This is a genomic window from Caballeronia cordobensis (assembly GCF_001544575.2).
In the GTDB taxonomy this organism is placed as follows: Bacteria; Pseudomonadota; Gammaproteobacteria; order Burkholderiales; family Burkholderiaceae; genus Caballeronia; species Caballeronia cordobensis.
Window position 1 is genome coordinate 1 of sequence record NZ_FCNY02000046.1, and the last position, 14335, is coordinate 14335.

4 protein-coding genes and 1 pseudogene are annotated in these 14335 nt (G+C 63.6%); 1 reads left to right on the plus strand and 4 read right to left on the minus strand.

What is annotated here, in order from left to right; translation table 11 throughout:
* Positions 1-280: 280 nt before the first annotated feature.
* Complete coding sequence (locus AWB70_RS37690; RefSeq protein WP_045453051.1) at positions 281-529, minus strand: hypothetical protein; 249 nt, start codon at positions 527-529, stop codon at positions 281-283.
* 427 nt (positions 530-956) lie between these two features.
* On the opposite strand from AWB70_RS37690, the gene AWB70_RS37700 reads away from it, so the two are divergent.
* Complete coding sequence (locus AWB70_RS37700; protein WP_053568890.1) at positions 957-3023, plus strand: PAS domain-containing hybrid sensor histidine kinase/response regulator; 2067 nt, start codon at positions 957-959, stop codon at positions 3021-3023.
* Between the two features lie 256 nt (positions 3024-3279).
* Here the strand turns inward: AWB70_RS37700 and AWB70_RS39795 are convergent, their stop codons facing one another.
* The 3 genes and pseudogenes from AWB70_RS39795 to AWB70_RS37710 all read right to left on the minus strand — a co-directional run.
* Positions 3280-5925 carry a non-ribosomal peptide synthetase gene (locus tag AWB70_RS39795; protein WP_445344321.1) on the minus strand — a complete coding sequence of 882 codons (2646 nt, stop codon included), beginning with the start codon at positions 5923-5925 and terminating at the stop codon, positions 3280-3282.
* A pseudogene (locus tag AWB70_RS39800) lies at positions 5908-7650 on the minus strand (condensation domain-containing protein); the annotation flags it as partial. The gene AWB70_RS39795 and the pseudogene AWB70_RS39800, both read right to left, overlap by 18 nt.
* A gap of 76 nt (positions 7651-7726) precedes the next feature.
* A partial coding sequence (locus AWB70_RS37710; protein ID WP_143281750.1) for a non-ribosomal peptide synthetase occupies positions 7727-14335 on the minus strand: 6609 nt, incomplete at its 5' end.

A 14335-nucleotide genomic window follows, 5' to 3' on the forward strand; every position in this document is an offset into this window, starting at 1 on the left:
ATCATGGCGGATCGTCCGCCGCGTCCGCCGAAGAACATGCCGCCGCCGTCGGGCGATACGCCTTCGGGTGGCAGCAGTGGCACGGAGGCCAAGCCGGGCAACGCGCGGGAACAGCCCGTTCGACGGCCAGATGCGCCGACTGAGACTCGGTTGTAGCGGGAATTGAAATGCGCTGCCCACGCAGGTTTGACAACGGGCGGAGAATCCGAATATAGAAGAGCCAAATGAGTAACTCGAGGTCCGCAGCCGCGCGGAGGACTCGACTCCGTCACTCAACTCTCTAATGCAAGCGGTCGACGCCGTCAGCACATTCAATCAAGTCCATCAATGCCGACGCGATTGCCAGTTGTGCCGGAAACAAGTGTCGGGTTTCCAGAATGTGCACGACCCGGCTACGCCAGTAACTCAGCGGGAAGACAGGGCTTACATTGTGGACTTCGGAGTCGACGAGAATGCGCAAATGCGCGAGTTCCGCGTCGGTCTTCAGTAATTCGTAAGCGCTCGTGTTCGAGGGCGGCGTGCGTTTCATGCCTTCTTATCGGCATCAAAGCGTACTTCCTTAGGATTTGAGAATCGCAAACGGCCACGGCCTGAGCCACGGCCTGAGCCACAGCGGGTGGGCCTGACGAGGGTTCGTCACGTTCGTGGAGGATTTGCCGTAAACGAGAACACGTGCCAACTTGCGCACTCGGCCGATACGCTTCGCGGCCGATCTCACCCCGTGTCTCGTGACATCCATGGCATCTCGAATTCGCTCGCTCGCGGCGTCGGCCGCGGTGCTCACCCTGTTGCTCGCGATTGCAAGCCGGGAAGTGCCCAATTTCGAGCTCGCCACGGATGACGCAGGCGTTGCGCGCAACTGTCACCAAGTGGAGCTAGAACCATTCACTGATGGTGGCGGTGTTGCGCATGCGTAACAGTCCTATAATGGCCCGTTATCCGTTGGGCTCTGCGCCATGGACAGTCAAAACCCGGTGCCTGATGAGCATTTGCAGCTCATCGTCGAAGCGACCCCCACTCCGATGCTGATTTTGTGGCCCGATGACGCTTTTACGATAGCAGGCGTCACTGACGCATATCTCAAGGAGACGTTGACGGTCAGGAACGAAATCGTCGGGCGGGCTCTTTTCGACGTCTTCCCGGACAATCCGGCTGCGCCGGAGGCTGACGCCACCACGAATTTGCACGCATCGCTCAAGTACGTGGTAGCCACAAAAAAGCCGCACACAATGGCTATTCAGCGATACGACGTCCCTGACAGAGACAGGGGCGGATTCGCCTTCCGCTATTGGAGCCCGGTGAACGCCCCGGTTATCGCACGTGACGGACGGCTGCTCTATGTCCTCCATCGCGTTGAAAATGTCACTGAATTCATGTTGAGCCAAAAAGCAAACGAGGCGCTCAGAGAGCAGTCACGCGCGCTCACTGCCGAGCTCGGCAGAAGCGAAGCTGAAGCTTCTAGGCGAGGCGCCGCGCTGGACCTTACGACTAACGCGCTTCAGAGAATGACGGAAGACGCTCAGGCGTGGCGACTTGGCGAAGAGAAGTTTCGGATGGTGACCGATGCGCTACCTCAGATGGTCTGGACGGCGCGAGCAGACGGACAACTGGACTACCACAACCAACACTTTTACGATTTCTCAGGAGCAGCGCAGAGAGCGGCGGAAGGTCAAGATTGGAAGAATTTCGTTCATCCTGAAGACCTCGCAAGCGCGGAGCAGGCGTGGAGCCGCAGTGTGGCGGCAAAGGAGCCCTACGAAGCGATGTTTCGTGTCAGGCATCGTTCCGGGGAGTACCGCTGGACGCTGGCGCGTGCCGCCCTCGTTCGTGACACTCAAGCGGACATGCTTAAGTGGGTGGGCTCGAACACCGATATTCATGAAAAGGTTTTGGCCGAGCAGGAACTGCGAGAGGCTCATCAACGCAAGGACGAATTTCTTGCAATGCTCGCGCACGAACTGCGCAACCCGCTCGTTCCGATTCGCGCCGGAGCAGAGCTGCTTCCTGAGCTCAGCACTGACCCAGCGCAAGTGGATCGCGTCGGGACTATGATTCGTCGGCAGATTGTCCACGTCATGAGCCTTATCGATGACTTGCTCGAGGTATCACGTGTCACGCAAGGACTCATCGCGCTCGATAAACGCAACATTGATTTCAGGCAGGTCGTCGAAGACTCTGTTGAGCAAGTCCGCCCGCTCATCGATGTACGCAGGCATCGCTTGACCGTCGATATGCCAGACAAGGTCGTCTGTGTTTTGGGTGACCATAACCGACTCGTACAGGTTCTGAGCAACCTTTTGAACAACGCCGCGAAGTACACCCCGGACGGTGGCCGTATCGAGCTTAGCGTTCGGTGTTCGTCGGGGAGTGTCGTCACGACAGTCCGGGACAATGGCATCGGCATGGAGTCAGAGTTGTTGCGCACGGCCTTTGATTTGTTCCAGCAAGGCCAGCGGACTAGTGAACGCAAGGAAGGCGGTCTCGGGTTAGGGCTTGCCCTCGTCAAAAGCATGGTCGAGCAGCACGGCGGGAACGTCGTCGCGACAAGCGCGGGACGTGGAAGTGGCAGCACACTGGAGGTTAGGCTTCCTCTAATGCTAGGCGAGACGCAGGCTGCGCCAGCGAACCTCGCCTTTGAGCAACCGCCCATCAAGCACAAGCGACGGCGAGTATTGCTCGTGGACGACAACGTTGAAGTCGCTGAGGCCTTGGGGATGGTGCTGGACATCATGGGCAACGAAGTCGCGATCGAGCACGATGCACCAGGCGCTCTCGCTCGGGCCAAGAAAGAGACGTTCGACATATGCGTCCTTGACATAGGCCTTCCAAGTATGGGTGGATACGAGCTAGCACGCCATCTGCGGGCTTCGCCTGGCAGCCAAGGTGCTGTGTTTGTCGCTCACACTGGATATGGCCAAGAAGAGGACAGAATAAAGTCTGAGGCCGCCGGGTTTGCTCATCACCTGGTCAAGCCTGTTGGCATACATGATCTACAGAATATTCTCAACCATGGGGGCCACTAACGCGAACCCACTATCGCGATGTTATGAGCCAGCAACCGGTGCGCGACCAGTTCGCAAACATGGGGGTCCAGGGATCGATCCCATGCAAGCTGGTCGGCATGGCTGGCGCGATGGCCGGCTCGCGGCGTGTTAGCTTAGTCTCCCGACAGATCGTGGACGGTGATCGCGAAAGTCGCCGGGCTATCGCTTCGATCCGCCCCCGAAAGCGGTCGCTCGTCGTGCGCTCGCCCCGCATTGGTCTGCTCCAGTTCCGAAATCAGTCATGCACGGTCCGCTCACCCGCGATGACCCGCGACAACTCAGCGGCAAGGACGAGACGGAATTCGGGCCGACTCATCATCGTGTCGTGACCGCCGGGTATGGCAACGAGGCCGATATCGGACGCCAAGCTTTTCCATCCCCGATCAGGCGGAAGATACCCGATGTCCGCATCTTCGAGATAGCACGTGCTTCGTGCTTCGGATGCATGGAATTGGCAGATCTTGACCGGAAGCTCGCGGGGACGATAAGCGCACGCTGCTTCAGCGTAACGACTCGCGCGCTCCACCCTGCCGATCAGCTCATCGTCATCCTCGTGCGAGGACAACAGGCCCGCAGAACGGCATTGCATGACGACGTCTTTGAGCGAACATTCTTCGCTGCGCGTTTGCAAACCGGTGTCAGGCCGCGCGCCGGCATGATGGCTCGCGATCATGCTCGACAGCAAGCGCCGGGGATCGCGATACTTGCCCGGCAACGCAGAAGGCGCGACGGCATCGATCAGCCCGACGAATGAAACGCTTTGCCCTATGTCGAGCAGGCGCTGAGCGATTCCATACGCCAAAATCCCGCCCGACGAATACCCCACTATCCGATAGAGTCCGTCGGGCTGAACGGACTTGATCATCGAGACCATCCGCAAAGCCATGTCCTCGATGGACGTGCATGACGACGCGTCGATGCATTCCCAGGGCAGCGCGTAGACCGGCGCATCGATCTCGATGTCGCGGGCCAGTTCGAAGACGTACGAATAGTCGCCGAGCCCCGAAGGAACGAAAAAAATCGGCGCTTCGCTGCCCGCGCGACGAACCGGAATCGGCCCCTTGCACTCCGTTTCGCCGGCATTCGTTTCGATCCGCCGGGCCAGCGCGTCCAGCACCGGGTGCGCGAAAACGTCCTGCACGGCGAGCACGAGTCCGCGCTCCCTCGCCAGATGGACGACCTGGACGGCGAGCAGCGAGTGACCGCCGAGTTCGAAGAAATGATCATGCCGGCCGATTCGATCGACGCTGAGCACCGTCGCCCACACTTCGGCGAGCGCGGCTTCCGTCGCGTTGCGCGGAGCCTCGTAGGTCTCGCACGCGTAGGCGTCGAGGCCGGGCGACGGCAGCGCTCGAAGGTCGACCTTGCCGTTCGGTGTGAGCGGCAACGTTTCGAGCCGAATGAAGGCGGCAGGCACCATGTAGTCCGGCAGGCGCGCCCTCAGATGCGCGCGCAGGTCGCCCGCGCATGCGCACTTCGCGCCCGATGCCGTGACATAAGCAATCAGGCGTTGAGCGCCGCGGCCATCGTCGTGGGCGATGACGACCGCCTCGCGCACCAGCGGATGCGCGGCAAGACCCACCTCGATCTCGCCGCACTCGACGCGAAAGCCGCGAATCTTGACTTGCTGATCGTTGCGCCCGCGAAACTCGATGTTGCCGTCCGGAAGATGGCGCGCGAGATCGCCGGTGCGATACATGCGCGCGCCGGGCACGGCGCTGAACGGATCGTCGAGAAAACGCGACGCGGTCAGATCGGGCCGGTTCAGATAGCCGCGCGCGACGCCCGCGCCACCAATGTAGATTTCGCCCGTCGAGCCTTGCGGCACGGGTTGACCGTGCGCATCGAGCAGATAGATGCGCGCGTTCGCGATCGGCTTGCCGATGCACGCCAGCCGGTCTTTCCGAAGCGTGCCCGAGGCCGCGACCACCGTCGCCTCCGTCGGACCGTAGTTGTTGACAAGCGCAAGATCGTCGCGCACGGCATCGGGCCATTGCCGCAGACGGTCGCCACCGATAAGCAGCCGGCGCAGCGCCGGATCGGGCGCGCCGTCGGACATCGCGAGCTCGGCGAGCGGCGTGACGAGAAAGGTGACGTCGAGCGCTTGTTGCCGCCACCACGCGAGCAGCGTCGCCGGATCCTGGCAACGCGCGGGAGGCAGCAGCAGCGTGCCGCCCGCGCAAAGCGGCGCCCAGGTTTCCCACACGGACGCATCGAATGCGATGCCGGCGGTCACGGCGCTGCGGCTACCCGCGCGCACGTCGAAGGCGCATTGATGCCACGCGATCAGATTGCACAACTGCCTGTGCTCGACCATCACGCCTTTCGGCTGGCCCGTCGAGCCGGACGTGTGGATCACGTAGGCGAGATGCGCGGGACTGAGTCCGGGCACGCGCGGATCGCCGCGGCAAGGCTCGGCGTCGATGATCGCTTCCGCGTCGAGCGTCGGCAGGTCCCGCGGTGCCGCGTCGCCGAGCGCGTGGCGTCCGGTTTCATCGACGAGGAGCAGGACAGGATCGGTGTCGCGCAGGAGGTACGCGAGCCGCGCGGCCGGAGCGGCCGGATCGAGCGGCACGTACGCGCCGCCCGCCTTGAGAATGGCAAGCTGTGCGGTGACCATCGCGGGCGAGCGCGCCATGCAGAGCGCAACATGCGCATCGGGCCGGACGCCGGACGCGATCAGCCGATGAGCGAGCCGGTTCGCGCGGGCGTTCAGTTCATCGTAGGTCAGCGACTCGTCTTCGGACACGAGCGCGATGGCATCGGGCGTGCGTCGAACCTGCTGCTCGAACAGTTCGTGAGTGCATTGCTGCGTGTCGAGCGGCGCGGCGGTGTCGTTCCACGTGTCGATCAGCCGCGTGCGTTCGGCGGCGCTCAGCATGTCGATCGTTTCGACCGGCTGGCCCGCATCGGCGGCCATCGCACGCAGGACGGCCAGCAGATAATCGCGATGCCGCGCGGCGCTCTCGCGGTCGAAGAGCGCCGTCGCGTAAGCCAGCTTGCCGGCGATGACGCCATCGGTTTCGCCAAGCGACAGCTCCAGATCGAACTTGACGCGTTCCCATGCGTCCGGTTCGAGCGCGACGTCGAGGCCAGGGAATGAGAACTGGCTCACGTCATCGTTCTGCCAGGCGAAGATGACCTGGAAGAGCGGCGTGTGATCGAGCTGGCGCGGCGGCTGCACGAGCTCGACAACCCGCTCGAACGGCAAATCCTGATGATCCTGCGCGGCCAGCGCGGCGGCACGGACGCGTTCGAGCAGCGTCGCCACGCTCGGGTTGCGCATCAGATCGATGCGCAGCGCGAGCGTGTTGGCGAAAAAGCCGATCAGCGCTTCCGTCTGCGGATGACGACGGTTCGCAACGGGCGTGCCGATAACCAGATCCTGCTGGCCGGACAAGCGCGCAAGCACGATCGACCACGCGGCGATCAACGTCATGAAAAGCGTGCAGCCGTGACGATGACCCACACGTTTCAGCGACTGCGCGAGTTCCGCATCGAGCCGTATCGGCACGCTCGCGCCGTCGAACGATTGCAGCGCGGGACGCGCACGGTCGGTCGGCAGCGCAAGGAGGGCGGGCGCGTGGGCGAGTGTGTCGCGCCAGTAGGTCTCTTGTGTGGCGAGACGTTCGCCGTCGAGCCATGCGCGTTGCCACGCCGCGTAGTCGGGGTACTGGATGGCGAGCGGCTGAAGCGGATCGGGCCGATGAGCCGCATAAGCGCGGTACAGCGCGCTCAGCTCGCGGGCGAGCACGCCGCACGACCAGCCATCGGAAACGATGTGATGCTGGGTGAGCAGGAACACGTGTTCGTCGTCGGCGAGGCGGATCAATCCGGCGCGCAGCAGCGGGCCGCGTTCGAGATCGAAGGGCGCGTGAGCGTGGGCATGGCACAACTGCGCGAGCGCGGCCGGCTGACCGGCGACGCCGCGCAAGTCGTGTTCGGTGAGCGGCAACGCGGTTTCTGGCGGCAGCAATCGGACACGCGGCTCGCCGTCGATGGCGGCGAAGGTCGAGCGCAACGCATCGTGCCGGACGAATAGCGTGTCGAGGGCGTGCAGCAGCGCGCTTCGATCGAGCGAACCCCGCAGACGCAGCGCGACAGGCATGTGATAAGCCGCGCCGATGTCGTCGAGCTGTTCGAGAAACCACAGGCGCTGCTGGGCGAACGATAGCGGGAGGCTGGCGTCGCGCGCCAGCGGAGCGATGTCGGGAAGCGCGGCGGCCGGTTGCCGGCGACGCGTATCGATGACGACGCTCAGCCGCGCGATATCGGCCGTCTCGAAGAGGGCGCTCATCGGCAGGTCGATGTCGAACGCGTCGCGAATGCGATGTATCAGGCGCACGGCGAGCAGGGAATGTCCGCCGAGCGCGAAGAAATCGTCGTCGATGGAAACCGAGGCGTGTCCGAGCAACTCGCCGTAGAGCGTCGCGAGCGCGTGCTCGGTCGCGGTCGTCGGCGACCGGCCGGCGATCGATGCGGCGATCGGCGCGGGCAGCGCGCTTCGGTCGAGCTTGCCGTTGGGCGTGAGCGGCAGCGCATCGAGCACCATGATCGCCGACGGCACCATGTAGTCGGGTAGCGAGCCGGCGAGCGTCTGACGCAGCATCGCGGGAGAGACGTGCAGCGAGTCTCGTGCGCAGGCCTTCAGCGTGCGCGGCGTGCCAGTGGGCACGAAAAGATTAGTGATTCGCATGGGAGGACGCGTTCCAGAAAACGATGTCGAGCGTGCCTTGCAAGGCACCCCAGGTGATGCCGAGATCGCGGCCGGCTTCGGCCGCCAGCGCTTCGAGCTGGCCGATGCGCGGAATGTCGCCGGGCCATTGCCAGTTCGCGTGCGCGTCATGCACCGATGCCGGTTCGTCGCCGCCTTGCAGCGCCTGCCACGCGAGCAGATCGGGCAATAGCCGCGCATCCGGCATGCACGTGACGCGCAGCGCATCGGCCTTTTCGTCGCGCAATACGGCGCGCAGGCGTTGCATGTTTCCGATGTCGCGCCATTCGACCGCGCGCACTTCCCGCAGATCGCGCACGTCGGAAACAGGCGATTTGTGCAGGACCACGTCGTAGCGATACCGGCTCAGTTCGTTCGAATAATCGCCGCGCTTGACCTGAATATCGACCGCGCCGATGTCCGGAAGATGCTGCGGCAGCCGCGCGAAAAACTCGGGCGCGAGCAGCAGTTCCTTGTCGGCGGCGATGCTCGATTCGATGTGCCGGCGCAGTTCATCGCAGCCGAGACGAGGCGACTTGCACAGCTCCGTCACGCCGATGAAACAGCGCAACAAGTCGAGATTGCGGATATCGCCGATAAAAAGCGCACCGCCCGGAACGAGCAGCTTCAGCGCCTGTTCGACGACATCGAGCAGATAGGCCGTGGTCGGGAAATACTGGATCACCGAATTCAGGATCACCGTATCGAAGTATCCGGCGGGAAGCCCGCTGAAATCATGCGCGGGCTGCGCGCGCAATTGAACGCGTGCGGCCCATTCGGGCTGTGTTTGCAACTGACGACGCAGCTTGCGAACGGTTTCCGCGGACAGGTCGGTTGCGTGGTAAGTCTCGCAAAAGGGCGCCAGTTGCGACAGGATCAGCCCGCTGCCCACGCCGATTTCCAGCACGCGGCGCGGTGCGAGCGCGCGGATGCGGTCCACCGTCGCCTTGCGCCAGCTGCGCATGTCATCGAGCGCGATCGGCTGCTGTGTATAGCTGCTGGCCCAGCCGCGGAAGTCGTCGCCGAAGGCAGTGGCGTCATCGTCGCGGTAAAGGGCATCGTAGATGTGCTGCCATTCGTTCACGCACGTCGACTCGTTCGACACGTCGCGCGCCGGCTGGCCTTCGCTCGGCACGACATACGCGACGAGTTGCCGGTTGCCGGGCGTGTCCTCGCGCGCGATGACGGCGGCTTGCGCGACCTGCGGCAAGCGCTGGAGCGCCGCTTCGATCTCGCCGCACTCGATGCGAAAGCCGCGAATCTTCACTTGATGATCGTTGCGTCCCAGGAACTCGAGGTCGCCATCGGGCGTATAGCGCGCGAGGTCGCCGGTCCGATACATGCGCGCGCCGGGCTCGTTGCTGAAGCGGTCGTCGAGAAAGCGCGCGGCGGTCAGTTCCGGCCGGTTCAGATAACCGCGCGCCACGCCCGCGCCGCCGACGTAGAGTTCGCCGGACGCGCCGAGCGGCACGGGTTGCCCTTCGGCGTCGAGCAGATAGAGCTTCAGATCGGCAATCCGCTTGCCGATCGGACTGCCGGAGCGATCGCAGTCGGCGAGGCCGAGCATGCGACACGTCACGTGCACGGTCGTTTCCGTGATGCCGTACATATTGACGAGTTGCGGCGCGCGCTCGGCATGCCGCTCGTACCACGCGCGCAGCATCGAAGGCTCCAGCGCTTCGCCGCCGAAGATCACGTAGCGAAGCGAGGCGAGGTCATCGCGCTGACCGTGGGCGTCGGCGTCGATCAACGCCTTGAAAGCGCTCGGCGTCTGGTTGAGTACGGTAACGCCGTGTCGTCCGGCGAGGCGCATGAAATCCGGCGCCGAGCGTGCGATGTCGCGCGGCACGATCACCAGCTTGCCGCCGAAGCGCCACGCGCCCCAGATTTCCCAGACGGAAAAGTCGAACGCGAACGAGTGGAACAGGCACCAGACATCGCGATCGTCGAAGCCGAACGTATCGCGAGTCGAATCGAGCAGTCGCACCACTTGCCGATGTTCGACCATGACGCCTTTGGGCGTGCCGGTGGAACCCGATGTGTAGATGATGTAGGCGAGATGTTGCGATATGAGTCCGTCGATGAGCGGATCGTGCGCGGGTTCGTCGGACGTTGCGTACGGATCGATCACGGGGAGCGCGCCGGTATCGCCGAGCGCGGCGCGGCCCGCAGCATCGGTGATGAGCAAAGCCGGGGCGGCGTCATTCAGGATGAAGGCGAGCCTGTCGCCGGGATACGCCGGATCGAGCGGCACATAGGCGCCGCCGGCCTTGAGAATCGCCAGCAAGGCGATCATCAGTTCGATGCTGCGATCCATGCACAGGGCGACTCGCGTGTCGGGCGTTACGCCCAGGCGAATCAGTCGATGGGCGAGTCGATTCGCGCGCGCGTTCAGCGCAGCGTAGGTCAGCGATGTGTCGTCGAGCACGACGGCGGTCGCATCCGGATTGCGCGCGGCCTGCGCTTCAAAGAACTGGTGGATGCACCGATGGTCCGCGATCGATGCAGCCGTGTCGTTGAAGCGTTCCAGCAACAGGATGTGTTCGTCGCGCGGCAGGATGTCGAGCTTGCCGACGGGCGTGTCGGGCGCGCTTTCGAGCGCCTGGACGAGACTTTCGAGCGCTTGCTGCATGTAACCGCAGACGCGTTCCGGCGCGATGGGCGCAACGACCTGCGCGTTCAATGCCAACGAGTTGCCGTCGTCGTCGATCGACAACGTGAGCGGATAGTTCGTGCGTTCCTCGAAATCGAGGATCTGCACGCCTCGCCAGCTTTCGGGCCGTTGCTGCGGATCGGTGGCCAGCGCGGCGTTGTTGCGGCAGTTCAGCAGTGCGCTGAAGAGCGGTGTGGCTGCGGGAAGCGTGCTTGCGCGTTGAGCGAGCGTGAGCGGCGCGTGCTCGTGCGCGAGCAGCGCGCTCAGGCGCGCGTGCGTGTCGCGCACGCTGTCGCCTACGCTGCTTGCATCGATATTCAGGCAGACCGGCAAGGAGTTGACGAACAAGCCGAGCGCATGATCCGCGCCCGCGCCGGCGTGCATGCGGCCGAACAGCACCGTGCCGAACACGACCTGCTGCTGGCCGCTGGCGGCTGCCAGCACGCGCGCCCACGCAAGGTGGCACAAGCTGGCGAGACTCACGCCGCGTCTGCGGGCTTGTGTTCGCAGACGCGCCTGGAGGGCATCGGGCAAACGCGAATCGGCTTCGGCGGTGAGCCTGCCGTCGTGACGCACTTCGGTGAGGCCGAACGGCAGCGTCGGCTCGGTGACGCCCGCGAGCATGTCGCGGAAAAAGCGTTCGTGTTCTTCCTGGCTTATGCCCAGGCGCGCTTGCGCCACCAGATTGCGAAAGGGCATCGGCGCTGGCAGCGTGTGTCCGCGATCAGCCATGAACGCATGAATCTCCGCGAACAGCAGTCGCAGCGAGGTGGCGTCGTCGATCAGATGATGAAGCAGTTGCAATGCGAGCCAGCGTCCGGTGCCCGGTTCGCGCGCGACGACGAAGCGCAGCAAGGGCGCTCGCGTGAGATCGAGACGCTCGGTGCGCGCATCGAAATGACGGGCGAGTTGCTCGATCGCGGGTTCGTCGGTGACTGTGAGTTCGACTTCCTTCACCGAAAGCGGCGCGTCGCGCCACACGACTTGTGCGGGCGTCGAGAGTCCTTCCCAGATGAACGCGGTGCGCAGGATGTCATGACGCCGGATCGCCTGACGCACGGCGTCCAGATAGGCGTCGAGCACGCTGCGATCATCGAACGCCAGTCGCGCGATCATGAAGTACGGATCGCCCTGCGTGTCCAGCAGATAGTGGAACAGCATGCCTTCCTGTAGTGGCGAGAGCGCGTAAATGTCTTGAACGTTCGCCAGGCCGCCCGGCACGCGCTCGATGATCCGCGCGATGTCGTCATCGTTCAGGTCGATGAGCGGGAGCATCTGCGGCGTCAAGGTTCTTGTTTGTGCCGTGATGAGATTCTCAGGTACGACGACTTCGTTCGTATGCTCCTTTTTATCGAGCTTTGCGGCGAGATCGCTCAATACAGGCGTATCGAACAACGTGCGTACATCTGCGCACAAACCCGCTTGTTTCAGACGCGCGATGAGCGTGACGGCCATCAGCGAGTGGCCGCCGAGTTCGAAGAAATGATCGTGGCGACCGATGCGCCCGATGCCGAGCAGTTCGCTCCACAGCGCGGCGAGCGTAGTTTCCGTGTCGCCTTGTGGCGCAGCGTAGTCGCGCTGAACGAAGGCGTCGCCGGCGGGTGCGGGCAGTGCGTTTCGATCGAGCTTGCCGTTGGGCGTGAGCGGCAGAGAATCGATGATGACGAACGCAGCGGGCACCATGTAGTCGGGCAGGCGCGCGGCGAGATACATGCGCAAAGTTGCGGCGATCACGTCCACCTTCGTGGTCACGTAGGCCACCAGACGCTCTTCTCGGGCGATGACAACCGCCTCGCGAACCGCGTCATGCGATGCCAGCGCCGCTTCTATCTCGCCGCACTCGATGCGAAAGCCGCGAATCTTCACCTGATGATCGTTGCGCCCGAGAAATGCGATGTTGCCATCGGGGAGATAGCGCGCGAGATCGCCGGTGCGATACATGCGTGCGTCGGTTTCGTCGCTGTACGGATCGGCGAGGAAACGCTCGGCGGTAAGTTCAGGCCGATTCAGGTAGCCGCGCGCAACGCCCGCGCCACCAATGTAAATCTCGCCGGTCGCGCCCATTGGCACGGGCCGGCGCGCGGCATCGAGCAGATAGATGCTCGTATTGTCGATCGGCCTGCCGATGGGCACGACTGCATCGTTGAAAGACTGCGGGCAGTCCCAGGCGGTGACATCGATGGCCGCTTCCGTGGGCCCATACAAATTAGCGAGACACACATCGGGAAGCGTCTGCTGCAACTGTCCGATCAACGGCGCGCTTAACGCTTCGCCGCTCGTGATCAGGCGGCGCAGCGTCGTGCATTGCGCGGCTTCCGCCGTCTGAACGAAGCTCGCAAGCATCGACGGAACGAAGTGAGCAACGGTAATGCGATGCTTGCAGACCAACTCGGCGATACGAATGGGATCGCGCTGTGCGCCGGGCGGCGCCATGACGAGCGTCGCGCCGTTGAGCAGTGTCCAGAAGAATTCCCAGACCGAAACGTCGAAACCGAATGGCGTCTTCTGCAATACGGCATCGTCGCCTTTCAGCCGATAGGCACGCTGCATCCAGCTCAACCGATTGACGAGCGCGCGATGCTCGTTGAGCGCGCCCTTGGGTGCGCCGGTCGATCCCGACGTGTAGATGACATACGCCAGATTGCGCGACGTCAGTTCGGGAATGCGCGGATCGTCCGTGGATAGCGCGAGCGGCGTGCGCGGATCGAGCCTAGTATGCGAACTCGTGTCGCCGAGCGCGTTTCGACCGGCAGCGTCGGCGATCAGCAGAAGCGGCGCAGCGTCATGCAGGATGTTCGAGAGCCGCGCGCGCGGATAGTCCGGATCGAGCGGCACATACGCGCCGCCGGACTTCAGAATCGCAAGCAGGCTGATGACCATTTCCACGCTGCGCTCGACGCACAGCGCAACCGGTGTGTCAGGCGTGACGCCGAGCGAGATCAGCCGATGCGCGAGCCGATTGGCGCGTGCATTTAGAGCCGAATAGGTCAGCGACGTATCGGCGAAGACGAGCGCGACGGCATCGGGCGTGCGGCGCACCTGATCTTCGAACAACTGGTGAATGCATCGATGTTCGGAAAACGGACGCGTCGTATCGTTGAACGTTTCGATGAGCATCGCGCGTTCGTCGTGCGGCAGGATATCGAGCTGATCGACCGGCATGGCGGGCGCAGATTCGAGCGCTTCGACAAGGCTGTCGAGTGCCTGTTGCATGTATGCGCCGACGCGCTCCGCGCTCACAGGCGCGGCGACTTGCGCGCTCAATGTCAACGAAGCGCCGTTGTCGTCGATCGAGAGCGTAAGCGGATAGTGGGTGCGTTCTTCGAATCCGACGACTTCGAATCCTTCCCACGCATGTCCGCGCTGCATCGCGTTATGCCGATAATTCAACAGCGCACTGAACAGCGGCGTCGAGGCGGGCACGTTGCTGCATCGTTGCGCCAGCGCGAGCGGCGCGTGTTCGTGCGCGAGCAACGCGCTCAGGCGTGCATGCGTGTGTCGAACGCTGTCGATCACAGAGGTAGCATCGACGTTCAGGCAGACAGGTAATGAGTTGATGTACAAGCCAAGCGCGTGATCCGCATTCGCACCCGCGTGCATGCGGCCGAATAGCACCGTGCCGAACACGACTTGCCGCTGCGCGCTGAGCGCAGCCAGCACGCGCGCCCACGCGAGATGGCACAGACTCGCGAGACTCACGCCGAGTGTGCGCGCCTGCGTGCGCAATCGGTCGTTCAGCGCTACAGGCAACGCCAGACGTGTCTGCTCGATGTGACTGCCATCGCGATGCACTTCGGTCAGACCGAACGGCAAGGTGGGTTCGGCGACGTCGGCGAGCATGTCGCGAAAGAAACGCTCGTGTGCTTCCTGACTCGTGTTGAGTCGCGTGTGCGCGATCAGATTGCGGAACGGTGTCGGCGCGGG

Excerpts from the sequence above, each read along its gene's own strand:
- AWB70_RS37690 (WP_045453051.1), bottom strand. The coding sequence starts at position 529 with ATGAAACGCACGCCGCCCTCGAACACGAGCGCTTACGAATTACTGAAG.
- AWB70_RS37700 (WP_053568890.1), top strand. The coding sequence starts at position 957 with ATGGACAGTCAAAACCCGGTGCCTGATGAGCATTTGCAGCTCATCGTC.
- AWB70_RS39795 (WP_445344321.1), bottom strand. The coding sequence starts at position 5,925 with ATGCTGAGCGCCGCCGAACGCACGCGGCTGATCGACACGTGGAACGAC.